The sequence below is a fragment of the Methylolobus aquaticus genome, assembly GCF_054172105.1.
In genome coordinates, this window is record NZ_JBSYXP010000022.1 from 30,599 (window position 1) to 55,388 (window position 24,790).

Here is a 24,790-nt window from a genome sequence, read left to right on the forward strand (position 1 = left end):
AATCGCGGTTCTAGCCTCTACTCAGCTTCACATCGCTGTAACTCGTCGCATGCTAGTTTCGGGACGCGGAAATCCATAGCGTCCGAGTCGGCTATCGCGACGGGCATCACGACGCTCCGCCCCCACTCCGAGATCAGCTTCGATAAGCGACATTTGTTCCAGAGGAGTCCCGCATGGCAACACTCGACCGGGCCGGCCCAGCGTTGGCGACCGATGCCACGACCGGCCTCACGCACATGGTCTGGAACGAGGACGGCCAGATCTATTCCGCCTACTACGACGAAGTCTGCAAGCACTGGGTTGATGCCAGCGCGATCCCGGGGTCGGTTAGCGGCCAGAATCTGCAGCTCCAGACCAACGTCGGCATCCTGGGTGCAAACGGTCAGGTCGTACCTGGACTGATCGCGACCTGGACGGCGGGCCAGGGCAATCAGGCAGAGGTCTACCATGCGATTGGCCAGCGTTCGCCGCTGGGCGGTTACGAGTGGAGCAACCCGGTCGCGCTGACCCGAGATCCGTACCAGGACGACCACGCCGAGGTCGTCGTGACGCCCGACGGGCAGGTGGTACTGGTCAGCCAAAAGGCCGACGCGAATGATCCTGCGGCCGATCCCGACCATTACGCGCAGACCCTGACCATCGACCATCGCGATCTGGTGTACGGGACCGACCCGGCGCCCGATTTCGTCGTCGGGTCCGATCTGCCCGCCTTTCTTGGCCGCGATGTCCTGGAGGATGGCACGAGCCTGCCGCCGGGTCTGCAGCTCCACAACTACAACTTCGATTTCGGCCGCAAGTACAGCAACGACAAGCTGCCCATCCTCGGTACGTCCATGCCGCTACTGGGTGGCAAGAAGACGAAGATCGAGTTGGACATCCGGTTCCGTGGCGGGTATCAGGAGCACGACCCCGAACTCGCGGGGTTCGGCGATTACGCCAAGGTCGGGCTGCTGCGCGGCGAAGTTAAGCTAGCCGTGAAGCTGTTCGACGTCTTTACCGTCGCTGCGTATGTGCAAGGCATGTTTGTCTTCGGCGGCGAACCGAGCTCGGAGAATACGCCGACGGAATTCCTGGGGGGGCGGCTGACCCTGGGTCTGCAGGGCAAGTTCGAACTCCCGCTGCTTGGCAAGATCGAGGAGGCCCCGTTGTTCGGGAAGGGGGGCGCCCAACTCGGTTTCGTTTTCGACCTGAGGCTGCAGAACAACAGTATCTGGCTACCCGCTTTATCCGGCGACGGAACGGGCGACCCGGTCTCCGACTTCGCCAAGCTGGTACGCGCCGACGGCAGTCCATCCCTGGTCGGTGACGATCCGTCGGAACTGCGCTGGCAGATCAATTTCGACCAGCTGGCACCGCTGCTGTTGGGCGGGCTGAGCGCCGAGGTGGAGGGGGCGTCTGACCAGGCCCCGGCGCTGGAACTGGCCGACGCGCTGGTCGCTGCATTGGAAGCTTTGCCCGTAGCCGGCTCCCAACTCATCGCAACCGACCCGACCTCAGCGGTAACCGGGGAGTTATCCCCGCCTGAACCGGAAACAGAACCGTCGGCGGACACGTCGCTACCGGCGCCAGCCGAGGACTTTGAATTGCCCATCCCCGAGGAGATCCTCGGCACACTCACCGCGCTGGGCGTGTTCAGCGAGAATGCGGACCTCAAGCTGTTAACGCCCGGGGCCGAGGGTGAGTCCTCCGTCCTCGCGATCCCACTCAAATACATCAATCAGTGGCAGATCAGTCCCGGTGCCGGGGCTTTCGGCAAAGTCGTGCTCAGCTCCTTCCTCGAAGGCAAGGTGAGCTTGATCCTCTACACCGATTTTCTTAAGGACGAGGAGCCCTTTCGGCTCAACGGGGCGCGGGTCCGGTTGGATATCGAAGCCCGCCTCGATACGTTCAGCTTTCGCTTCCGCGCCGAATGGAACGTTCTCGGCGATAACGCGGAGCCGGTCAAGTATGCCTACAGCGACGTGTCCTACAAGCCCCAGCCCGGCAGTTCCGAAGCCTACGGTCCGGGCGCAATTCTGGGCGATGACGTGGGCGCCGATCGGGCCTACGACGGTCCGGCGTCACTGGCGGTGTCGCCCGATGGACGCCTGATTCTCGCCTGGGTGCAGGACGCCCCGAACGACAGCGGCGATCTCAGTTACATCGTGGCATCGGAGTCGACCGACAATGGTCAGACCTGGAGCACGCCGACAATCCTGCCGGGGAGCGCCGGGCTTAATCTCGATCCGGTCGCGGCGTTCGACAGCGAGGGCCGTGCCGTCGTGACCTGGAACCGTGGCGAGGCGAGCCTGCTGGCCAGTCAGCCGCCGGGCGAGGCCTATGTGGTGTTCGGCGGCGCGGCACTCGGCACGGTCGGCACCCTCGATCTGGGCGCGCTGGACGGCAGGGACGGCTTCGCGCTGAAGGGCGGGGCGCTGCTCAGCGCGATCGGCGGCGCGGTCAGCGGCGCCGGTGACCTGAACGATGACGGACAGGCCGACTTCGTCGTCGGCGCACCAGATGCGGCCATCGATACGGGCAAGGCATACGTCGTTTTCGGCGGCGCCGGGGTGGGCCACGATGGCACGGTCGATGTCGGCAGCCTGGACGGCACGAACGGCTTCGTCATCGAAGGGCTGCCGTACAGCCAACTCGGGACGAGCGTGCAGCAGGTCGGCGACGTCAATCGCGATGGTTACGACGACTTGATCGTCGGCGCGCCGGGTACGGGCACCGGGGAGGCGAACACCGGCGCGGGCGCCGCCTATGTCGTCTTCGGCGGCCCAACGGGGTTTGGGACCGATGGCGTGCTTAAGGTATCGGATCTGAACGGGACCAACGGCTTCCGTATCGACACCGGCATACGCTTCGACGCCGTCGGAACGGTCGTCGCGGGCGGCGGCGACTTGAACGCCGACGGAAAACCGGACCTGGTGATCGGCGCGCCGGGCGTCAACGGTGGCGCCGGGGCCTACTACGTCATCTTCGGCGACGAAGGGCTGGGCGCCGGCGGCCGGATCGACCTGAACACCCTGGATGGCCGCAACGGCTTCACAATCACGTACAGCGCGCAGAGTCCATCGGGACAGCCGACGACGGTCCCGCTCGGCGAAGGCGCCAGCGTGACCGGCGATCTGGACAATGACGGCCAGGCCGATCTGGTACTGACCTCGGCCGGCCAGGCCTTCGTGCTGTTCGGGGCCAGTGACTTGGGCGCCGGGGGCGCACTGGACCTGTTCCAGCCCGGCACGACGCCGGTGCTGACGATCGACGGCCGGGAACTGAACGGCTTCGCTCCGCTCGCGGTCAGTGCCGCCGGCGATGTCAACAAGGACGGCTGGCAGGACCTGATCGTCGGTGTGCCGTCGGCCACGGTCAACGGGGTCGAACGCACCGGGCGCAGTTACGTCGTGTTCGGCAGCGACACGCTCGCGCAGACCGGGTTGATCAAGCTGCAGGACCTGGACGGCAGCAATGGCTTCGCCGTGATGGGCGCCGGCGACAGTGTCGCCGGCATCGGCGACGCGAACCAGGACGGCTACGCCGATCTGTTGCTCGGTAACCCCTCAGCCACCGTCGGCGACCAGACCCTCGCCGGGAAGAGCTATATCCTGTTCGGCAGTGCGACACTCGGGTCCGGCGGGACGGTCGATCTGGCGAACTTGCCCGCGGGTGCCGCACTGGTGCTTGAGGGGAGCCGGGCCGAGGACGCCGCCGGCAGCGCCGTCAGTGGCGTCGGCGACGTCAACGACGACGGGGTGCCCGACCTGATCGTCGGCGCCCCGCAGACGGTCAGCCTTGAGGATCTGCGACAGACCATCGCGAGTACCCGGCAAACCTACGCCGTCCAAAGCAGCGGGGATTGGTCCGAGGCCGCGGTGCTGCCGGGGGCGGCGGCCGGCGTGAAGGGTTCGAGCAGCTTGCAGACATTGCCGGACGGGCGCTTGCTGTTGACCTGGCTGATGCCGGATGCAACCAACCCGGACCAGCAGGAGATCCACGGTGCCTTTTGGACCGACGGTGCCTGGTCCACGCCGGCGCTGATCACGCGTGGCAACATCTGGAATGCCGTGCCGCCACGCATCGCTCAGGTCGGCGATGACACGACCGTGGTCTGGACCGAGATCCTTCCCGACCCGATCAACCCGAACAATGACGGTTTCGAACTACGCTTCAGCCGTTTTGACGGCAGCAGCTGGAGCACACCGGCGCCGGCGGCCATTCAGCCGGCATTGGTTCCAACGCAGGTGTTCACCAGCGAGTTGCAGTTGAACGTGCCGCATACGGCCGAACGGTCGAGCATTCTCAGCGTGGTCGATACCGTGATCAGCGAGGAGGACGGCGAGGCCATCATCCTCGTGCGCCGCAGCGGCGACCTCTCCGCGGCGCTGACGGTCCGTTACGCCACGGTCGACGGCAGTGCGACCGGCGGCAGTGATTATGCCGCCGCGAGCGGTAACCTGGAGTTCGCGCCGGGCGAAAGCGAACAGCGCCTTATCATCGCGGTGCATGAGGACGAGCTGGCCGAGCGCCGTTCCGAGACCTTCCAGCTGAAGCTGTGGAGCGAAGACCCCGGCGCCTTTGTCAGCCAGGGCCATTTCCGCCTCGACCGCCCGGCCGAGCTGCGGGCCGAAATCACGGTCATGGACAACGAGCCGACGCAACTCGCGGCAATCGGCAGCGGCTTCATCTTGAAGACCGATCCGTCGGCCGGGGTCGGGCGGGCCGTGGCCGGGGCCGGCGACGTCAACGGCGATGGCATCGCGGACTTCCTGATCGGCGCGCCCGGCAAGGCGGACGGCGCGGGCGCCGCCTACCTGCTGTACGGTTCGGCGGGGATCGGTACCGCGGATGCCGGCTTGAATCTCGACGCGCTGGATGGCAGGAACGGCGCTATCCTGACCGGGACGGTGGCCAAGGGGCAAGCAGGCGTCGCGCTGGCGGCCGCGAATTTCGACGGGAAAGGTGCCAACGAAATCGCCATCGGCGCTCCGCAAGTGGCCGTGGATCCAAACTCGGGTCCCGGCCGGGTCTATGTGGTGGCCGGTGATACTGTCGCCGGGCAAGCCGCGCTGGCGCTAAGCGCCTCGACAGCCAAGGAACTGGTGACGACGGCCGACTATTCGTTGGCCGGCGCCGCGCTGGCGACCGGCGACATCAATGACGATGGGGTCCAGGATCTCGTCATCGGCGCGCCCGGAGTCAACAAGACCTATGTCGTGTTCGGTCAGGCCCTGAGCGGTACCGGCACGCTGAACCTCGACGCGCTGACGACCGAACAGGGCTTCGTATTGACCAACGGGACCGGCCAGGCCGGCAGCTCTGTGGCGGTCGCGGACCTGGACGGGGACGGCGTTCACGACATCCTGATCGGCGCGCCCAAGGCGAATCCGGTGGAGGATCAGTTCGACAGCTTGCGTGGGTTCGGAGGTCAGGTCTACGCGGTCTTCGGCCATCGGGACATCGGGCACTCGGGGACCATAGATCTGGCGGCCTTGCACGGCGGCAACGGGTTGGTGCTGCAAGGTCAAGCTTTCGTCAATGACTCCGATGCAGTGGAAAACCCCGACTTCGCCTTTGCCGACTCGGCCGGGACATCGGTCGCGGCGACCGGCGACCTCGATGGCGACGGCAAGGGCGATGTTCTCATCGGCGCACCGCAACTGGCACTGGGGGGCGTGCCCTCGCTCGGCGGAGCTTATGTGCTGTTCAGCGGCAGCACCTGGAAGTCTGTGGGCGCGACCTTCCAGCTCGCCGACGTCGATGGCCGGAACGGCTTCATCGCGAACGGTGTGCCGGCCGGCTCCGACACGGCGGGCGGTGCCGCCGGGACCTCGGTCAGCGGCGGCGGCGACCTGAACGGTGACGGGATCGCCGACCTCCTGGTCGGCATCCCGACGCTGAGTACCCAGGGCGACAACACCAATACCGGCCAGACCGCCGTGGTCTTCGGCACGCGCGATTGGGTGCATCTGCTCGATGGCAACCGGCTGGATCTGACGTCGGTTCCGCTGGATTCGCGCGTCTTCACCTTCAACGGCACGGTACTGACCGGCAACGCCGGCCTGTCCGTTGCCCACGCCGGCAATGTCAATGACGATGCCCTCCCCGATCTCATCATCGGGGCGCCGACCGCCGGCGAGGCCTATGTCTCGTTCGGCCGACCCTGGATGGGTCCGGGCGGCAGCATGGATGTCGCCAAACTGCGCAGCGACAACGGCTTCGTGTTCACGCCGCCAGCCGGTAGCCAGATCGGGTCGGTCCGGGCGGGCGGCGATCTGAACGGCGACGGCTACGTCGATCTGCTGGTCGCGGACGCCGGCTCGGGCGGCGCGGCGAGCCAGCGCTTCAATCTCGTGTTCGGCAGCGATCCGCAGGTCGGGGCGGCACCGCTCGCACCTCTCACCGTCAGAACCGACGGCATCGGCTTCCTGGCCGGGGAGCAGAGCGTCGGCCACGGTGATTTCAACGGCGACGGCCTCGCCGATTTCGTCGTCGGCACGACCAGCACGTCCTCATCGCGCTTCGCGACGATCGTGTTCGGCAGCGACGATCCCGCGCAATGGGCCTCGACCAGTGGCGTCGAGACCCTGGCCGCGTTACAGCAGAAGCTCGGCGGGGTATCGATCGACAATAGCCAGTTCACGAGCAAGACGGTCACCGTGGTCGCCGCCGCCGACCTGAACGGCGACGGCTACGATGACCTCGTGGTCAGCAGCGGCGACAGCAATCCGTTCGTGCTGTTCGGTCAGAATAGCTGGCAGACCGGGGTGGTCTCCACAATAGCCGTGCCGGGGGCCTTAAACGGGACCGGCGGTTTCGTGCTGCGCTCGACCGCCAACCCGGGCGCGCTCCAGGTCAACCTGCTGGGCGATCTGAACGGGGATGGCTACGAGGATCTCGGGGTCATCGGCACCGGCACCCACAGGACGACCGGTTATGTCGTCTACGGGAGTGCCGCGATCGGCAGTCGGGGACGTGTTGACTTGGACACGCTGAACGGCGCCGACGGCTTCCGTGTCGAGCAGGAGTCGCTGGGACTGGTCCGGCATCGCGTCATTGCCGCGGCTGGCGATGTGAATGGCGACGGCTTCGGTGATTTCGTCATCGGCGAGTCGCCTAACCCCGACAGTTTCGGTGGCGAGGCGTTCGTCGTATTCGGTCGCGCCACCCTGGGCAGTGGCGGCACCTTCAAGCTGGATGCAGTCCTCGCTGGCAACTCGAAGGACGGGTTCGTGTTGAGCAGCCTGGAGGAAAGCGGCGCGCTGGGCTACTCCGTCACCGGTGCCGGAGACGTGAATGGCGACGGCTACGCCGACCTCCTGATCGGCATGCCGTCGGCGTATCGACTCAATGGTGGCACCGACACCCGTGGCGACAGCTTCATCGTCTATGGGGGCAAGGACATCGGCGCGGGCGGCCGCATCGATCTCGATACGCTGAAGAGTGCCCATGGCTTTCTGGCCCGGGGGGCCGAGCCGAACTCGTATTCCGGATTCAGCGTCGCGGGTCCCGGGGACATCAACGGGGATGGATTCAGCGATCTCGCGATCGGCACCCGCGGCACGGCCGGGATCGGTGACGCGAGCGTGCCCGGCCGGGTCTTCGCGGCCTTCGGCGGCGACTTCACCGGCGCGACCACCCATCTCGGCACGGCCGGCGACGACGTTCTGCAGGCGACCACCAAGGCGACGCGGGCCGCGCCGCACATCATGAACGGCCGACAGGGTAACGACATCCTGGAGAGCGCCGGCAACGACCCCACGAGTCCGGAGCAGGTCGTCATGTTCGGCGGCGAGGGCGATGACATCCTGACCTTGGGTAGTCTGTCGTTCCGCTATCTGGACGGGGGTAGCGGGACGGATACGCTGCTGCTGAATCCTTATCTGCTGACCTCGAACAACCTCGACCTGACCAATCCGCAGATCGGCAGTCGGATCGACGGCATCGAGATCATCAATCTGGGCTGCGCCAACCGGTTGACGCTCCGCGCGCATGATTTGCTGGGCTTGTCCGACGCCACGCGCACCTGGACCATTCAGGGCAGCGACAGCAAGGTCGTCGTGCCGAAAGACGAGGCTTGGGTCAAGGACAGCACACCGATCGTTCAGGACGGAGTCACCTACGACCGGTATAGCTACCAGGGCGTCGCGATCCTGCTTCAGCGGGGCAATTTCTTTCAGAAAAACCCGTTCACCGCGGAGGAACCGGTGGAGTTTCGCGTCACCAATACCAACGACGCCGGCGAAGGCTCGCTACGTCAGGCGATTCTCGACGCCGCGGCGCATGACGGACGCGATACGATCGATCTATCGGCGATCGGTGTCGGCACGATCAAGCTGGCCAGCGTGCTGCCGACGCTGGGCATCGGCAACGATATCGATTTCCTCGGCAGCGTGCTCGGCGCCCCAACGATCAGCGGCCAAGGGCAGCATCGGTTGTTTACGATCGATGGCGCCCACGTGACGTTCACGGACATCAACTTTGCCGACGGGTACGCGAAAGGCGGAGACGGCGTCAATGGGGGCGGCGGTGGCCTCGGTGCCGGGTCGGCACTGACGATCCTTCGGGGTTCGGTCGACATCGCGTACGCGCAATTCAGTTCCAACGCGGTTCACGGCGGGAACAGCAGCGGTCGCGCCGGCCACGGCGGTGACGGCGAGGTGATGTGGGGCCGGGGTCCTACACCTGGTACACACGGCGGAGCCGGAGGCGGCTTCGAAGGTGGCGGCGGGGCTGGCGGTGGCGCCGGGGGACCCACCAATGCAACGAACGGCAACAATGGCGGATTCGGCGACAGCGGGGCCTTCGGCAGCGGGGGTGGCGCCGGCGGCGGCGGGGCCGGTGGTGCTACCAAGGGTTTGGAATCAAAGTACAACGGCAGCAGTGGTGGCTACGGCGGTTTCGGCGGTTTCGGCGCCGGCGGTGCCGGTGGCGGCGGCGGCGGCGGCGGCGGGGCCGAGTGGTTCGTGCTCGCCCCCGCCAAGCGCGGGGCCGGCGGTACGGGCCACGCGGGAGGCAGTTTTGCCGGTAGCGGCGAGAAGGGCGGTGGCGGCGGCAACGACAATTACGGCGCCGAAGGGGGCACCGGTGGTGGCGGCGCCGGTTTGGGCGGCGCCATCTTCGTTCATGCCGGCGCGAAACTGACGGTAAGCGATGCTCAGTTCAGCGACAACGCGGCCAACAGCAGCACGGGGGGCACCGCAGGGCTGGGCAAGGGCGGCGCGATCTTCGCGCTCGAGGGATCGACCGTGGTCGGCTCGAACCTGTTGTTCGACGGCAATACGGCCGCGAACGCGACCACCCAAGGGTTCGCCGGATACGGTAAGCACCAGGACTCGAACGACGTCTACGGCACCGTCCATGCGGTGAATCCCTATCCGGACGCGATCGAGGGGACCGCGTCGGACGATGTGCTGTACGGCAGCGACCGTGGTGACTACCTCCACGGTGGTTTGGCCGGCAATGATGTGTTGACGGGCCTCTTGGGCGACGATCTGCTCGTCGGCGGTTCCGGGCGCAATACCTTCGTGTTCCGGGCGGGCGACGGCCGCGACGTGGTCGCCGATTTCACCGGTCTGACGCGGAATCCGTCGGCGGAACGTGCCGCTGAAGCGGACATTCTCCGATTCGAGGGCGAGGGAATGACCCTCGAAAACCTCCTGCTGGCACAGCGCGGCTACGACACGGTTATCCGCTTCCAGGGCGTCAAGGACACCCGGATCGTGCTGAAGCACGCGAACGCGGGAACGCTGACGAACCTGGATGAATCCCTGGGGAACCTCCGGTTCGACGGCGACAGCGAGTTCGTGGACCGCTTCGACCTCGTGCCGGTCGGTAGCGAGATCACGGAGGTGCTGCGCCGGGATGCGGTGACCTTCCTGAACGAAGACAGCAACACAGTCGCCGGCTTCGACGATTCGGCGGACGTGATCAACGGCCAGGGCGGGGACGACGTCTTGTCGGGATTGAGCGGTAATGACCTGCTGCGCGGTGGCAGCGGAAACGATCTGCTCCAGGGAGGAGATGGGCATGACCGCCTGTTCGGTGGGGTTGGCGACGACGGACTCCAGGGAGGGGACGGCAACGATCGGCTCTGGGGCGGAGCCAGCGACGACTGGCTGCTCGGTGGCGCGGGTCTTGACCGCTTGCTCGGCGGAGCGGGTTCAGACACGTTTTTTCTGCAAGCGCAGGCGGGCACCGACCGGGTGCTCGACTTCGCGGACGGGGTCGACTGGCTGGGCTTGAGCCCGGGACTGGCCTATGAAGACCTCGCCGTGACTGAGGGGACGGGCGCGGCGGCCGCCCACACGCTGTTACAGGAGGCCGACACGGGCGAGGTGCTGATGATTCTGGTCGGGGTCTCGGCCGCGACGATCACGGCCGATGATTTTGCCGTATTCTAGCGGGTGTGCCACAGGCATTTGCGGCAGCAGGTAGGGTGTGCGCCACGGCAGTCGGAGACTTTCTCCCTGCGTTGATACCGGAGGCGCAGCCGTCAAATCAAGCTTGGGAGTCCCTATGAATTTCATTCGTCACACGATCGAACTGGCGCGAGCCAATGTGGAACAGGGTGGCCGGCCTTTCGCCTGCCTGATCGTCAAGGATGGCGAGATCCTAGCCGAGGGCGTCAACCGGGTGGCGCAAACCCATGATCCGACGGCCCACGCCGAGATCTCCGCGATCCGCGAGGCTGCCGCTAAACTGCACTCGGAAAATTTCGCCGGGTGCGAGTTTTTCATCCTGGCGCACCCCTGCCGCATGTGTCTCGCGGCGATGTATTACTGCAGCCCCGATCGCGTGACCTTCATCACGACCCGGGAAGAATATGCGCCGTTCTATGCAGACGACCGCAAGTACTTCACACTGGACACCTTCTACGGCGAGTTCGCGAAACCGTTGCCGGAGCGCCGGCTACCGATGGTGCATGCACCGGATCCGGCGGGCATCGAAGTCTACCAACTCTGGCAGACGCTAAACGCTTGAAGCGGTCGGTCAATACCGTTCGGTAAGCTCGGGCGCTCTAAGCGGCTGTGCCGGCGCAGACAAGAGTGGTCCGGACAACGGGTTACGGGGAGGCGAGTGGATTCCCGGTCCTTCGCCAGTTCGAGAAGGCGCAATTACAGCCCGCCGTGCCGCAACCCGAGCAGCGACCCGGCACCACCGAACGCCGTTCCCGTCTGCACCCGATCGAAACGCGAACGCGCGGCTCGCAGGCTCAATGTCGGCAGCGGCACATCACCGATCTGCATGACGAGGCCAGCGTTCTCTGGCGCAAGGTAGAAGCGCGTGAAGGCCCGCACCTCGGCACGCACCGCGGCCGTCGCCTTGACATAAATGAAGAACGGCCGCGACAGCGGCTGGTAACTGCCATCAATCACGGTTTCCGGCGACGGTAAGGTGCAGCCGTAACCGGCATCGATCGCCACCAGTTTCAAGCGCGCGCGGTGCGTCAGGTAGTACGCGTAGCCGAAGTAGCTCAAGGCGTTCGGGTCCTTGGCGACGGCATTCACGAGGACCTCGTCGTCCTCGCTCGGGGAGTAATCGGTTCGGCTGTGCCCTTCGTCACCGAGAATCGCCAGCGTGAAGTAGTCGAACGTACCGGAATGCACACCGGGGCCGAACAGCGTCAACGGCTGGGCCGGAAAACTGGAACGCACGCGATTCCAGGTCGTGACGCGGTCCATGGCGGCCGGTTCCCACATCGTGCGCAACTCGCCGAGCGTCAGGCAGCCGGCAAAGGTATTGTTCGGATTGACGACGACCGCGATGCTGTCGAACGCCACCGGCAATTCCACGTACTCGATGCCGGCCACGCGGCACTGCGCAACCTCCTGTTCGTTGATCGGCCGCGAGGCGCCGGTGATGTCGGCCGCACCGGCGCAGAACTTCTTGAACCCTCCACCGGTTCCGGACACCGCCACGTCGACCGCGACCCCGGCGTGCCGCTTGCCGAACTCGGCGCCCATGAGCTTCGACAAGGGATACGCCGTGCTGGATCCATCCACGACGATGCGGCCGCTTAGTACGGGCTCGCCGCCCACCTGCGCCTCGGCCCGGCGCAGCGCTTCCGGGAAGCCGGCGGCGGCCTCCGGCACCTCGTTTTGCCCGCATCCACCAAACGCAAGCAGCCCGGCAAGCAGCGCCGACGACCGAAGCCACTGAAGACCGCGCGGGAAGCCTTGCGGCGGAGCCGTCTCGGGTCGCGAGCCGCGCGCGCTCATGAAACTTCCCCGACCGCCACGGGGGCCGCTTCCGGAGAGCGGTCCGGAATCCATCGTTCCAAGGCGCGGGCAATGGTAGGAAGAAAGATCACCGCGATTCCCACACCCACGGCATTGAACAGGATTTGCGCGTTGGCGATCTGGCGACCGACCCCGGCGCCTTCCGAAAACGCCAGAACCAGTTGCACCAGTTGCGGCGCGAGCAGTATGCCCAGCGCGGCGGTCGTCAAGTTGAAAAGGAAGTGAAACAAACCCGTGCGCAGTGCCGAACGGCCGCGACCGATCGTCGCCAGCAGGGTGTCGGAGCACGTGCCGATTTCGGCACCGAGCATGATCGCCACGCCCGCGGGCAACGAAATCATCCCGGAACCGGCCAGCGTGATGACGATGGCCACCGTCGCCGACGAGGACTGAATCACGACGGTGAAAACCGCGCCGATCAGAGCGCCGAGCAGGGGCCGGTTGCCCAAGGCCTGCATCATGTCGATGAATGGCTCGTACTTGCGCAGAGGCCGCACCGCGTCGTCGATGGCTTCGAGTCCATAGAACATCAGGCCAAAGCCGAGCACGATCACGCCGACATTGCGCAGCGTGGCATTCCTGGCGACCAGACTGATCAACAGCCCGCCGAACATCAGCAGGGGAACGTATTGTTTGACGTCCAGCGCAATGATCTGGGCGCCCACGGCGGTGCCGATATTGGCACCCAGCACCACACCGAGCGACTGCACGAAGGTCAGCACCCCGCTACTGACCATCGCGATGACCATGATGATGGTCACCGACGATGATTCGAGCAGCGCCGTGGCCACGATCCCTGTGCCCACGCCGGCGATGCGGTTGGTCGTGAACTTGCCCAGCAGGACTCGCATCCGCTCGGTATTCACTTCCATCAGGCCTTCAGCGAGCCGCGTCAGGCCATAGATGAATAGCACCAGCCCGGCCAGCGCCGCCATGCCCATCCGGAAGAAGTCGACGATATCGGCCTGACTCGCCGACTTGTCTGCTGGCGACGACGCTGCCTGTGCTTGTCGGAAGCCCAACGCAATGCCGGCCTCGACAGAGGATGAGGTCACCGCCGCAGCCGGCCCTGCCGCCGGTACCGAACTGAACAAGCTGCCGACCGGCAACTGGATCCGCGCAGAGAGGCTGAAAAGCAGGCAACCGATCGCCAGCCAAGCCATTGGCCTGGAACGACCTGGGATCGACGTGAACATGGCATCCTCCTCGTCTTTGCCCTTCGGGGCCTTGGCCGCAAAACTAGGAGAGTCGCGGGCCCCACGTCGGGTGGTGTAACAAACGGGCGTTACAGCACGGAGTCAGGCCAGACCGTCCTGACTACCGCAAGGCCGCGACGTTCGATCGTTGCCCGGCAGGAACCGATTGAAGTCCTGGCGGCGCAGGTATCAAGACCCGCCAATCCGGCTTCTCTTCCCATTGCGCCCGCCCACTGCAGCAGAGGCCGTCACGGTGCGATTACTACACGCCGCGCCCCGGAGAAAATGCATGGGCTCGTAACCCGGAAGCTCGGACGGGTCGACGGCGAAGGCCCAGAACTGATTGGGTTGTGTCGGCACGAAGTCATTATCGGAACTGACGATCAGCAGATGGCGGCCATCCGGCAAGTCGGGCCCGAAGGTCAGTCCCTCGACCTTCTCCGGCATATACGGGATTCCGGCATTCAGGAGATCCAGGAACAGTGCCTTCTTGACGGGCTCGAACGTACGAGTTTTTCCGGCAACCTCGACACGATTCCCCGAAGGAGGTAGCGAAGGCACGTCGCGGACATCGGTCGCACCGCTGATATCTATCCGGAATATCCGCTTGTACGTCGCCGAGGACATGGGAGCCCCATCGTGTTCGACGATCAGGAACTCGTGGTCGTTGATCGCGACCAGTTCGCTGACCCCATTCAGAGGGGTATCCAAGGGATAAACGAACTCGCGGATCGCGCCATTATTCAGATCGATCTCGAGCAGACGACAATTCAGGCCGAGCGGCTTGTTCTGTGCGTCCAGGCCACCGTCCTGCAGCAGCGGTTGCTGCAGAGCGGCGACCAACCGGCTCCCATCCGGGGTCAGGGCGAGCCCCTCGAAGCCGCGGTTGTGTTGCCGGCCATAGTGGTTGTGGTCCCGCTCGATCGCGGCTTTTTCGGAGGGAAAGTCGACCTCGAAGCGGTGCGGGATCTCCACGTTGCGAAGCCGCAGCCCGGTCTTCAGATCGATCTCGTAGATGAAGGGGCCGTACTCGTCGCAGACGAAGGCGGTCTTGCCGCAAGCCGTGACGCGAATACCTTCCGAATCCAAACGCCTGCCCCCTGGCGAGTTTATGGTGTCGTGGGCATCGGCTTTTCCGGTGAAGTAGGCACCGTTTCCCAGGCCCAGCAGCAATGTGGATTTCAGGGCGGGCTCCACGCGATACCGGTTCTCCGCTGACCGGGTCAGACCGATATCGACGCGGTATATGCGGTTGATATAGGAAGTCGAACCACCTTTCGGGCCCCGGTCCGCCAAGGCGAAGTAGGTGGTTCCGTCGCCGCTGTAGGCCAAGCCCGAACCAATACCACCGACCACGTTTTGTCGCGAGACACCGTCCTCCAGCATATCGGTCAGCCCGGTGTCATCCGCAATGCTGCCCGGGATGGTGCCCTCGCCTAGGAACAACGGCACGGCCAGCGCATCGCCCACGGCGATCGCCAGGGCGAAGGCTACTGCTACAGGCCTCAGCCATGCGTGCCGCGACGCGATCGACAGGGGGGCAGTGCCCGTTGACAGAGAGCGTCGATGATTGCTGCACATGGTCTGGGAGGCCTCAACCCGGTTATTGCCCCCATTCCACACGGCAATTGTTACGATTTCGAGACAGTCGGATGATTCCCCCGGGCCAGGCTTGCGCGCCGGTGCCACTCCGCGTTACCGGGCAACCGCCTCACGCGCCCGGGCCACGCTGCGGCGGTCCGTTCGCCTTTTGATAGGGTAAACGCGGGATCAGCGACTGACCCAGATCTCCACCCGCCGGTTCTTCTCGCGCGCCCTCGCACTTTCGTCGGGTGCCAGGGGCAACGCCTCACCGAGATCCAGGATGCTCACGGCACTGACCCCACGGCGGATCAGTTCCGCCTTGACGGCCGTGGCACCCGCCGTCGTTTCGTTTGGTGCGGCATAGAGACCATCGGGGCTGTTACCGAAGGCGGCCAGGGTGACTGCATGCCCGCGGTAAGGCGACGAGTCCAACCATTCGGCGAGCCTGCCAATATCCCGCGAGGCCTTGTTGTCCAACTCGGTACTGTGCGGTTTGAAATGGATTGTCACCGGGACGACCAGGGCCGTTTGCGCCAACTGCCGATAGGACGGGGGCACCTTCGCGGGCAGCTGTCCCAGAAATTTCTCGGGCACCACGGGTTCGACACTCTGGCCGACGAATCCCATCCGGCCGACGATCGTCTGCCCGGCAGGGGACAGCGCGAACTCCACGAACTCGGCCACCGCGGGATTGGCGGGATTCGCCGGCGTGTACAGATAGAGCCGTCGCGTCAGCGGATAGACTTCGCGGGCGACATTGACGATCGTCGGCGGGATAGGCACCTGGTTGTACGACGCGATGCCCACGGCGCGTTCCTGACCGACGAAGGGCAAAGCGACGAAACCGACGGCACCGCGATCCCCTGCAACGGCTGCCGAGAGTTCGCGGCTGTCCACGACATAGTGGGTGTCGCTGGCCATGTCACCCATGCGCCCGAGGACCATGTCCCTGAAGGAGTCGAAGGTCCCCGATTCACGGTTGCGTGCGTAGCGATGGATCGGCAGCGTCGGACCGCCGAACTCGCCCCAGTTCCCGGCACTGCCACTGAAAATCCGGGCCAGTTGCTCCACGGTAAGTCTCGAGACGGGATTCTCCGGGTTGACGATCACCGCGAGACCGTCCAGCCCCAGCACGTGCTCGCAGTTCGGATCGCTCATATTCCCGAGGGAGGCCAGGCGCCCAATCTCCTCGGCAGTGATCGAGCGAGATGACATGCCGATGTCGGCCTTGCCCTGTTCGAGGGCAGTGAACGCGAAACCGGACCCGGTCGCCACAACCTCGATGTGACGCGCCCCGGCTTCACCCGGCAGAAATCCTTCAATCCGCCGGGAGTGCCGCGCCGGATCCTCGCTCACGACGACCCGGCTGGCGCCGAGCCGCTGTTCCATATAGGCCTTGGCGAGCGCGGGAGCGAGGGTGTTCCCGATACTGTTGGAACCCACCAGCCGCAGCAAGGGGGCGGAACCGGAGCCCGTCAGGCTCGGCGCCGGGCCACTCGGCTGGGTCTTGTGGGTGACGGAAGGCTGACAGGCAGTCAACCCGACCAGAACGCCAACACTCAGCAACAGCAGCGACGGCAAGCGCATGGGAAAGCCTCTCGGTTGGATCCCGGGCGAACCCGGCAGGTGAACATCGAATACGATCCCGGACTCCGCGCACCGACCCGAGGATCAGTTCTCGGCGCGGTGGATGTCCTCGGTCTGGTCTTTCGACAGGTCTGCATCCAGGAAGTCGCCGCAATCCGGGACTTCCATGTGCAGTTCCGAGGTCACGTCGATGTCGATCGTCGCATCGCGCATCCGAAAGTCCAGCACGTGCCCGCCGGCATCGAGACCGGCGGTCAGGAAATGCACGTGGTAGCCGGCGACGTTCAGCCCCTGTGCGTAATCCGGGAAACGGAACCCGACCAGCGTGCCTTCGACGCTCTCGTGCGTGTACTCCGGCTGGTGCCTGGCGACCTCGACCAGTGGCGGATAGGGTTTGTTCTGGCGCGGCACCGTGCGCACCCGGATGTAGTCGAACTGCGCCCGGACTTTCACCGCGTAAAAGACGTTGCGGCTCGGCACGGCCTTGTCCACCGCCTGCTGGAACCCTTGCCAGCCGATCTGTTCTTCCCAAAGCACCTTCACGGTCGGATCGAAGAACATCACTACCGCAAACGGCGTCTTCGCATCCGGCGAGACCGGGTAGGCCCTGCCGTCGGATTTCATCTGATAGTAGCGTCCGTCGAATGCGATCATCTCGCCGTCCAGCGCGTTGAAGGTGCCCAGGCCGAAGTCGCCGTGAGTCGCCAATTCCCGGTAGGTCACCTCGCCATCGTAGATGCCTTCCATCAGCGCGCCGATGGTCGAGGTCTGGAACAGGCCGTTGTCCTCGCGTCCGGGCGGATGGAACAGATCGCCTTGACGGCGGTGATGCTGAAAGGCCTTGATGAACGCGTCGTCGATTGCCATGTGCTGCGGTCTCCGCTCAGTGTTGTGCCGACGCGTCCACCGCATCGACCAGATCCGCGTTGTCGCGATAGTCGATCGGCACTTCGATCAGTACCGGCCCGGACGCCGCGAGGGCCCGGGCCAGCGTCGGCGCGAGCACATCGGCTGAGTCGATGCCGTAAGCGGTCGCGCCGAGCGCCTCGGCCAGCTTGACGAAATCGATCGGGCCGAAACGTGCCCCGAAGCTGTGACCGTAATCCCGCAGTTGCAGCGACTCGATCAGGTTGTAGGCGCCGTCCTTCCAGACGACGTGTACGGTCGGCAGGTTCAGCCGCACTGCCGTTTCCAGTTCCATGCAAGTCATCATGAACGAACCGTCGCCCGACACCGACACCGCCTTGCGACCTGGGCGGGCCAGCGCCGCGGCGATCGCCCAGGGCAGCGCGACGCCCATGGTCTGGTGGCCCATGCTGAACAGCAGATGGCGCGGCTGGTAGCAGAAGAAGTAGCGCGCCATCCAGATCTCGTGCGCGCCGACATCGCAGGTCACAGTGACCTCGTCGGACAGCGCCGCGCGCAATTCATGGATGAAACGCAGCGGATGGATGGGACAGCCAATGAGTCCGGCCCCGCGCTGCTGCTCGTCGCGCAGTTCATCGCGGGCCACGGCAACCGCTGCCGCCTCGAGCGGCGCAACCGGCGGCAGGCAATTGCCCAGTGCGGCCAGATTGGCGGCAATGTCGCCGATCAGTTCGACCGCCGGCCGGTAGGCGCGGTCGACCACCGCCGGCAGCGCGTCCAGATGGATCAGGTGCACCCGGTCGCCGCTGAGCCACTCAGTCGGATCATATTCGACCGTGTCGTAGCCGACCGCCAGTACGGCATCGGCCTGCTGCAATACCCGGTCGCCCGGTTGATTGCGCACATAGCCGATGCGTCCGACGAAGCGGTCGAGCAACTCGCGCGACAAGGCGCCGGCCGCTTCGAAGGTCATCACGACCGGCAGCGGAAAGCGTTCCAGCAAGGCGCGCGCGGCAGCGGACGCGGATTCCTCGCCAGCCCGCATGCCGAGCAGCACGACCGGCAGGCGGGCCTGCCCCAACACCGCGGCCGCTTGCGCCAGGCACTCGGGCGGCGCGGTGCCGGCCCGTGTCGCGGGCGGAACTGGCAGCGGCGCGGTCGACACGGCAGCTTTCGCGACATCGGTCGGCAACGACAAATGGACCGCCCCGGCCCGTGGCGCCGAGGCAATACGGAACGCATTGACGACGATTTCCGGCAGCGTATCGGCCGACTCGACCTCGATGCTCCACTTGGTGATCGGTGCGAACAACTGCACCGAGTCAAGGTTCATGTGACTCTGCTTGAAGCGCATCGCACGCGGCACCTGCCCGGTGATGATCACCAGCGGGTCGCGGTCCTCGGTCGCGGTCGCGACACCGCAGACCGCGTTGATCAGTCCGGGCCCGGAGGTGGTCAGCACGACGCCGGGCTGGCCGGTGATGCGGCCCCAGGCCTGCGCCATGAAGGCCGCGCCGGTTTCGTCGCGGCAGACGATGAATTCCGGACCCCGCTCCGACAGCGCCTCGATCACCGACAGGACCGCGCCGCCGGGCACGCCGAAGATATAGCGGACCCCTTGCGCCCGCAGCGACTCGACGAGCAGTTCCGCACCGTTTCGCACAGGTTTGCTGGGGCTCATGTCGGGTTCCCTAAAGGTCGAGTGGGTCGCGATCATAATTGAAGGCGCGAGACGATCGCCACCAAACCCCCTATGGCGGGCTGCTGCTATGATGCCGGCCTCACCATCGAACACCACGGAACAGCTAGCATATGTTCATACCGGCACGCACACGTTCGACGCTCCCGGCCCTCCTGACAGGCAGCCTGTGCGGCCAGGCTGCCGCCGAGCCACCAACTCCCGCTCCACCCCACCACGGCGCCGCGAACGCGCATATGCAGATGATGGGCTTCGACACCCTGGTCGCTCGCTTCGAGGCGCCCGAGCGCGCCGCCTGGCAAAAGCCGGAAGCCGTCCTCGCGGCAATGGGTGAGATCAAGGGCAAGACGCTCATCGACATCGGCGCCGGCACCGGTTACTTCAGCTTCCGCGCCGCGGCCGCCGGCGCCCGGGTCATCGCGGCCGATGTCGACCCACGGTTTCAGCACTACATTGAGCAACGCCTCGCGAAAGAACCACCCGCGGCGCCGGGTTCGATCGTCACGCGCAAGCTCGCGTACGATTCCCCGGGCCTCGCCAAGGGCGAAGCCGACCGTGCCTTGATGGTCGACGTGTACCACCACATCGAGGGGCGCGATGCGTATCTCCGGAAATTGCGGGAAGGCCTGAAACCGGACGGTCAGTTGCTGGTCGTCGACTTCAAGAAGTTACCGACGCCCGACGGGCCGCCGGTCGAGATGCGGCTGGAACCCCGGCAGATCGAGCAGGAACTCTCCGCGGCCGGCTTTAGCGACATCACCGTGGACACGGCGACACTGCCCTACCAGTACCTGATCAGCGCGCGGCCTTAGACGGCCGTACCCGCGCCCGGCCGAAAACCCGTCCATTGCGCGAACCCATGCAACCGAGCACCCGCCGGATCGACCTGGCGACCGCGATCGCCGTCGTGATCGCGAACATGATCGGCACGGGTCTGTTCACCTCGCTCGGGTATCAGTTGCTCGAAACGCCCGCGGGCTTCCCGGTGCTCGCGATCTGGCTGCTCGGGGGCCTGCTGGCCTTCCTCGGCGCCGTCTGCTACGCCGAGATCGCGACCCGACTGCCGGCGGGCGGTGGCGAGTATCACTTCCTGACCGAGATCTACCATCCGGCGCTGGGCTTCATGGCCGGCTTCACCAGCGCGACCATCGGCTTCGCGGCGCCGATCGCCGCGGCCTCGCTGGCGTTCGCGGGCTATCTGAAAGGCGCGTTCCCCGCCCTGCCAGAGAAGACGGTCGCAACGACGATCATCCTCGCGGTCGCCGGGCTGCATGTCGCGCATTTCTCGGCCGGATTGTCGTTTCAAAAGGCCGTCACGGCGCTGAAGGTCGCGGTGATCGGACTGTTCGTGCTGGCCGGATTCGCCGCACCGGCCGCGCAACCCGTGTCGTTCAACCCGTTCGACTTCTCCGGTTCCGAGATCTGGAACACGGGGCTGGCCGTCAATCTGGTCTGGGTGTCGTTCGCGTACAGCGGCTGGAACGCGAGCAGCTATCTCGCCGGCGAGATCGTCGACCCGGAGCGGAATGTGTCGCGCAGCCTGCTATATGGAACAGCGCTCGTGACGGCGCTGTACGTCGGCCTGAACGCCGTCTTCATGCGCGTCGCATCGGTCGATGCACTGCGCGGCGTCAAGGAAGTCGGCATGGTGGCGGCGATCAGCGTGTTTGGGGAAACCGGTGGCCATTTCATGGGCGCCTTGATCAGCCTGTTGCTGGTCTCGTCGATCAGTTCGATGATCATCGCCGGCCCGCGCGTGGTCCGGGCGCTGAGCGCCGCGATGCCTCCGCTGCGCGCGTTGTCGGTAACCGACGCCGGCGGCAATCCGGTCCGTGCGATCGCCTTCCAGGCCGTGCTCGCGATTGTGCTGTTGCACACTGTGCGCTTCGATACGCTGCTGTACTACACCGCCTTTACGTTATCGCTGTTCACCTTGCTGACCGTTGCCGGCGTGAGCGTGCTGCGCCGACGCCTCGGGCCGCCCGACACCTACCGTGCCTGGGGCTACCCCTGGTCGCCCATCGCCTTCGTGCTCGGCACCTTGGGCATCAGCGGCTTCTTCGTCGTGCAGCATCCGCTCGAAAGCCTGGCTGGCCTGTCCACGGCACTGTTGGGTCTGGTCGCCTACGCGCTTTCCGACCAGCGCAACGGCTGACACGTTCTCAGTCTGGCACACCCAACCATCCCGCAGCCATGCGCTCGATCCGCGTCGTCTTTCCATTGATCCTGACCTTCCAGATGGTCGTGGCGGTCGGCTTGACGGGCACGATCGCCTATCTGAGCCATTTGAAGGAAGCACGCGAGACGGCCGCAGAGATGGTCAATGTGATCGGCAGTACGATGGACGAGCAGTTGTACCAGTACCTCTACATACCGATGACGCTGACGGAGGCCTTCGCCGAGCGGGTCCGCCTGCAGCCGCAGCGCCGCTTCTCCGACATCCACGATCCCGAGACGCGGCGCCGCGTCATCGACAGCCTGTGGACGCAGTCGCGGCTGGTGCCCTGGGCCAATCTGACGCTGACCAGTCCGACAGGCCAGATGCTGCGAATCGATCGCACCGAAACCGGAACACCGGTGCTGAAGCTATCGGACGCCAGGAAGGGCGGCATGCTGCAGCGGTATATGATCGACTCGGCCGGCCGCAGCGGCACGCGTCTCGATCACGGCCGCACCGTGTTCGATCCCCTGCAGCAGGACTACTACCGCGATGCCGTGACCCGGCACCAGCGCATCCTGTCACCGATTTATTTCAGCGCCGTCTCGTCGGGTGCGCCGGTCGTCACGATTGCCGACCCCGTCTTCGACGACAGCGGCCATGTGCGCCTGGTCGTCTCGTCCGACATCCACCTCGATGCGATCAAGGGCCACCTGCAAGGCCTGACGCTGCCGCCCGATTCGCTGACGTTCATCTTCGATACCAGTGGCCGCATCGTCGCCAGCTCGAATTTCGACCGGGAACGTGGCGGCAAGGAACACAAGGCGGAGCGACTCGACGATCTGGCCGCCAGCGACAACCCGGTCGCGCGCGCCAGCGCGAAAGTACTGAGGAAGCGGTTCCCACAGCTGACCGTAAGCCGGGCGACATCGTTCCAGTTCGTTGTCAAAGGTCGGCGCAACTATGTCTATGCCGCCCCCTTGTTCGCGGATTTCGGCCTGAACTGGCAGCTCGCGGTCGTGATCTCGGAATCGGGATTGATCGAGAACCTGATCCGGGGCGTCCGCACCGCGGCCTGGGCCTCGCTCGGACTGCTGTTGATCTCGATCCTCGTCGGATTGCGCACCGCGGGCTGGATGGTGCGACCTATCCTGACGCTGCGCGACGTCGTCAAGGCGGTCGAGAAGGATCAGCTCGACCTGCAAGGCAAACTGCTCCAGAAGCTCCGGGACGACGCGCACCGCCGCAATGAATTCGGCGAGTTGGCCACCGCGGCGCTCGGCATGGTGCAGGAAGTGGAAGCCCGCCACGACTTGCTGGAATCGCAACTGGAACAGTTGCGTGTCGCCGTGGACCCGAGCCAGACCCGTGCCGAGATCGAGCAGGTGACGGGCACCCCCTTCTTCCGCTCGCTGCAGCAGCAGGCGAAACAGCTACGCGAGAAGAACCGCCAGCGCCGGGGCGGGCCTGAAGGGACGAACGGCGCACCGCCGACCGACGAGGCCGGCAAATGAGGCACCGAGAAGCTCGGGGGCCCAAACCCCGCTGCACGAGGCTGAAGGCGACACCGGCAATCTGATACAGTTCGGCTCTCGATTCGGGAGTACGACTCATGGCGCATGTCATTTCTGTCCATTCCTTTCGGGGCGGCACCGGCAAATCCAACATCACGGCGAATCTCGCCGCGCTGCTCGCCAACACCGGCAAGCGCGTCGGCGTCATCGACACGGACATTCAGTCACCCGGCATCCATGCGATCTTCGGACTGGAGCCCGGCCAGCAAAAGCACTCCCTGAACGATTTCCTGTGGGGCCGCTGCACGATCGAAGCGGCGACCACCGAGGTCACCGCCGTGCTCCGCAATAAGGGCATCGCCAAGGGCCAGATCTATCTGACCCCCGGCAGCATGCAGAGCAGCGACATTACCCGCATGCTCAGCGAAGGCTATGATGTGGGTCTGCTGAACAGCGGCTTCCAGGAGCTCATCGAGCGTCTCGAGCTCGATCACCTGCTGATCGACACGCATCCTGGCGTCAACGAGGAAACCCTGTTGTCGATCGCGATTTCGGATGTGTTGATGCTGATCCTGCGGCCGGACCGCCAGGACTATCAGGGCACGGCCGTCGCGGTCGAACTGGCCCGGCAGCTCGACGTGCCGAACCTGTTCCTGCTGGTCAACAAGGCGATCACCCCGGCCGATTTCCCGGCGCTGCGCGAGCGGATCGAATCGACCTACGACACGCCCGTCCTCGGCATCCTGCCGCTGGCTCAGGAAATGGCCGTGCTCGGCAGTAGCGACGTGTTCTGCCTGACCAAACCCGACCACCCGATTTCGGCGACGCTGAAATCGGTGGCGGCCAAGATCGCGGCGGCATGAACGGGCCCGGACGCCGGTTTAGGTCCGTCGCCACCCCCGCATGACGCCATGGGCGAGCCAGGCCGAGGGCTGAGGCCGAGCGACCTGCTCACGTTCCCGGAGCCGGACCGGCGGGTGCTGATGCTGGCAGTCCGCCAGCGCCGCATCACCGCGGAGACGCTGGTGCAGCGTTGCGGACTCACCGCCGACATCGCAGACGCGACATTGCAGCGGCTGGTGGAACAAGGACTGCTCGAGCGAATGGACAATACGGCCCCGGCGACCTACGCGCCAGCCTTCGGCGCGACCCGGCCCTGATCTCGCGCTGTTGTTCCATGCGCGCGGCGCATGCTACGACTCACCGTCCACAACGCGTCTCCGGGCGCGGGGTAACGTGCGCCATGCGCACGGATCACAGTAGCGGCCAGGGCAGTCGATATGCCGGTGACGATTCTCTCGGAGCGTGTCTGGTAACCTTGCGACATGAAGGTCACGCGTTACTTCGAAGCCGTCCGTAGTCGCCCGGATCGCGCGAACATCCTAGATGAATGGATAGATCGCGCTATACACTCGCCCATTCGTGAGTCAATTCAATCGGACGGGCGAATTCGGCGTTGGACCTGCATCCCGGAGATGGACGATCGTTATCTGCGTGTGATCTTGCTGGAAGATGGTGAAACCGTTCATAACGCATTCTTTGACAGAAGGTTTACCCCATGAAAGTACGCTACTTTGCCGACACCGACACCTTGCTGATCGAGTTCCGCGACGTACCCGTCGCCGAGACCCGCGACCTGGACGAGGACACGATTCTGGATCTCGACAGCCAGGGCAACATTCGTTCGATTACCGTCGAACATGCGTCGAAACGCGCTGACGCGCCGCAGTTTTCCTACGAGCAGATTGCCGCATAAGTTCGGCCATTAGAGCGGTGACCATACGCTGCCTCGAATCCGATCCTTGGAGCCGACGGCTCCGCGGGTAAGAACTGAGACCGAAGCGGTGGTAATCGCCATCATGATGAGCTGGCATCGCAAAAATCAGCACTGCGACTCACGGTCCACAACGGGGACCCTGGCGCGGGGTAGCGTGCGCCGAGTGATCATGTCTGATCCGTTC

14 protein-coding genes are annotated in these 24,790 nt (G+C 65.2%); 8 read left to right on the plus strand and 6 right to left on the minus strand.

Going from position 1 to position 24,790, the window contains the following annotated elements:
• Positions 1-173: 173 nt before the first annotated feature.
• On the plus strand, positions 174-10,385 hold the full coding sequence (locus ACW73L_RS20525) for a Calx-beta domain-containing protein (protein WP_498924430.1): 10,212 nt from the start codon (positions 174-176) through the stop codon (positions 10,383-10,385).
• Positions 10,386-10,500: 115 nt separating this feature from the next.
• Positions 10,501-10,965 (plus strand): nucleoside deaminase, encoded by a 465-nt coding sequence (locus tag ACW73L_RS20530; RefSeq protein WP_498924431.1) that lies wholly within the window; start codon positions 10,501-10,503, stop codon positions 10,963-10,965.
• A gap of 134 nt (positions 10,966-11,099) precedes the next feature.
• Here ACW73L_RS20530 and ACW73L_RS20535 read toward each other — a convergent pair whose 3' ends face one another.
• From ACW73L_RS20535 to alsS, 6 genes are all read right to left on the minus strand, one after another.
• Positions 11,100-12,203: a PstS family phosphate ABC transporter substrate-binding protein gene (locus ACW73L_RS20535; protein ID WP_498924432.1), complete on the minus strand. Its 1,104-nt coding sequence runs from the start codon at positions 12,201-12,203 to the stop codon at positions 11,100-11,102.
• On the minus strand, positions 12,200-13,420 hold the full coding sequence (locus tag ACW73L_RS20540) for a Na/Pi cotransporter family protein (RefSeq protein ID WP_498924433.1): 1,221 nt from the start codon (positions 13,418-13,420) through the stop codon (positions 12,200-12,202). Before ACW73L_RS20540 ends, ACW73L_RS20535 begins: the two co-directional genes overlap by 4 nt.
• A gap of 189 nt (positions 13,421-13,609) precedes the next feature.
• Positions 13,610-14,890, minus strand: coding sequence for an esterase-like activity of phytase family protein (locus tag ACW73L_RS20545; protein ID WP_498924434.1), 1,281 nt, complete (start codon positions 14,888-14,890; stop codon positions 13,610-13,612).
• 300 nt (positions 14,891-15,190) lie between these two features.
• On the minus strand, positions 15,191-16,591 hold the full coding sequence (locus tag ACW73L_RS20550) for a substrate-binding domain-containing protein (RefSeq protein ID WP_498924435.1): 1,401 nt from the start codon (positions 16,589-16,591) through the stop codon (positions 15,191-15,193).
• A gap of 84 nt (positions 16,592-16,675) precedes the next feature.
• Complete coding sequence (gene budA, locus ACW73L_RS20555; RefSeq protein ID WP_498924436.1) at positions 16,676-17,458, minus strand: acetolactate decarboxylase; 783 nt, start codon at positions 17,456-17,458, stop codon at positions 16,676-16,678.
• Positions 17,459-17,474: 16 nt separating this feature from the next.
• A complete protein-coding gene (gene alsS, locus ACW73L_RS20560) occupies positions 17,475-19,139 on the minus strand; it encodes an acetolactate synthase AlsS (protein ID WP_498924437.1) in 1,665 nt (554 codons plus the stop codon).
• Positions 19,140-19,270: 131 nt separating this feature from the next.
• Between alsS and ACW73L_RS20565 the strand changes: the two genes are divergently transcribed.
• The 6 genes from ACW73L_RS20565 to ACW73L_RS20590 all read left to right on the plus strand — a co-directional run bounded on the left by ACW73L_RS20565 (position 19,271) and on the right by ACW73L_RS20590 (position 24,585).
• Positions 19,271-19,969, plus strand: coding sequence for a class I SAM-dependent methyltransferase (locus ACW73L_RS20565; RefSeq protein ID WP_498924438.1), 699 nt, complete (start codon positions 19,271-19,273; stop codon positions 19,967-19,969).
• A 47-nt stretch (positions 19,970-20,016) separates the two neighbouring features.
• On the plus strand, positions 20,017-21,312 hold the full coding sequence (locus ACW73L_RS20570) for an APC family permease (protein ID WP_498924439.1): 1,296 nt from the start codon (positions 20,017-20,019) through the stop codon (positions 21,310-21,312).
• A gap of 38 nt (positions 21,313-21,350) precedes the next feature.
• A complete protein-coding gene (locus ACW73L_RS20575) occupies positions 21,351-22,829 on the plus strand; it encodes a cache domain-containing protein (protein WP_498924440.1) in 1,479 nt (492 codons plus the stop codon).
• A 98-nt stretch (positions 22,830-22,927) separates the two neighbouring features.
• Entirely contained in the window at positions 22,928-23,692 is a 765-nt protein-coding gene (locus ACW73L_RS20580) for a MinD/ParA family ATP-binding protein (protein WP_498924441.1), read from the plus strand.
• Positions 23,693-23,740: 48 nt separating this feature from the next.
• Positions 23,741-23,989 carry a hypothetical protein gene (locus tag ACW73L_RS20585; RefSeq protein ID WP_498924442.1) on the plus strand — a complete coding sequence of 83 codons (249 nt, stop codon included), beginning with the start codon at positions 23,741-23,743 and terminating at the stop codon, positions 23,987-23,989.
• Positions 23,990-24,387: 398 nt separating this feature from the next.
• Entirely contained in the window at positions 24,388-24,585 is a 198-nt protein-coding gene (locus ACW73L_RS20590; protein ID WP_139559495.1) for a DUF2283 domain-containing protein, read from the plus strand.
• Positions 24,586-24,790: the final 205 nt, after the last annotated feature.

What these genes read in the sequence shown, in the direction of transcription:
- ACW73L_RS20540 (WP_498924433.1), bottom strand. Translation starts at nt 13,420, where the DNA reads ATGTTCACGTCGATCCCAGGTCGTTCCAGGCCAATGGCTTGGCTGGCG.
- alsS (WP_498924437.1), bottom strand. Translation starts at nt 19,139, where the DNA reads ATGAGCCCCAGCAAACCTGTGCGAAACGGTGCGGAACTGCTCGTCGAG.
- ACW73L_RS20525 (WP_498924430.1), top strand. Translation starts at nt 174, where the DNA reads ATGGCAACACTCGACCGGGCCGGCCCAGCGTTGGCGACCGATGCCACG.
- ACW73L_RS20575 (WP_498924440.1), top strand. Translation starts at nt 21,351, where the DNA reads ATGCGCTCGATCCGCGTCGTCTTTCCATTGATCCTGACCTTCCAGATG.
- ACW73L_RS20550 (WP_498924435.1), bottom strand. Translation starts at nt 16,591, where the DNA reads ATGCGCTTGCCGTCGCTGCTGTTGCTGAGTGTTGGCGTTCTGGTCGGG.
- budA (WP_498924436.1), bottom strand. Translation starts at nt 17,458, where the DNA reads ATGGCAATCGACGACGCGTTCATCAAGGCCTTTCAGCATCACCGCCGT.
- ACW73L_RS20570 (WP_498924439.1), top strand. Translation starts at nt 20,017, where the DNA reads ATGCAACCGAGCACCCGCCGGATCGACCTGGCGACCGCGATCGCCGTC.
- ACW73L_RS20585 (WP_498924442.1), top strand. Translation starts at nt 23,741, where the DNA reads ATGGGCGAGCCAGGCCGAGGGCTGAGGCCGAGCGACCTGCTCACGTTC.
- ACW73L_RS20590 (WP_139559495.1), top strand. Translation starts at nt 24,388, where the DNA reads ATGAAAGTACGCTACTTTGCCGACACCGACACCTTGCTGATCGAGTTC.
- ACW73L_RS20530 (WP_498924431.1), top strand. Translation starts at nt 10,501, where the DNA reads ATGAATTTCATTCGTCACACGATCGAACTGGCGCGAGCCAATGTGGAA.
- ACW73L_RS20565 (WP_498924438.1), top strand. Translation starts at nt 19,271, where the DNA reads ATGTTCATACCGGCACGCACACGTTCGACGCTCCCGGCCCTCCTGACA.
- ACW73L_RS20535 (WP_498924432.1), bottom strand. Translation starts at nt 12,203, where the DNA reads ATGAGCGCGCGCGGCTCGCGACCCGAGACGGCTCCGCCGCAAGGCTTC.
- ACW73L_RS20580 (WP_498924441.1), top strand. Translation starts at nt 22,928, where the DNA reads ATGGCGCATGTCATTTCTGTCCATTCCTTTCGGGGCGGCACCGGCAAA.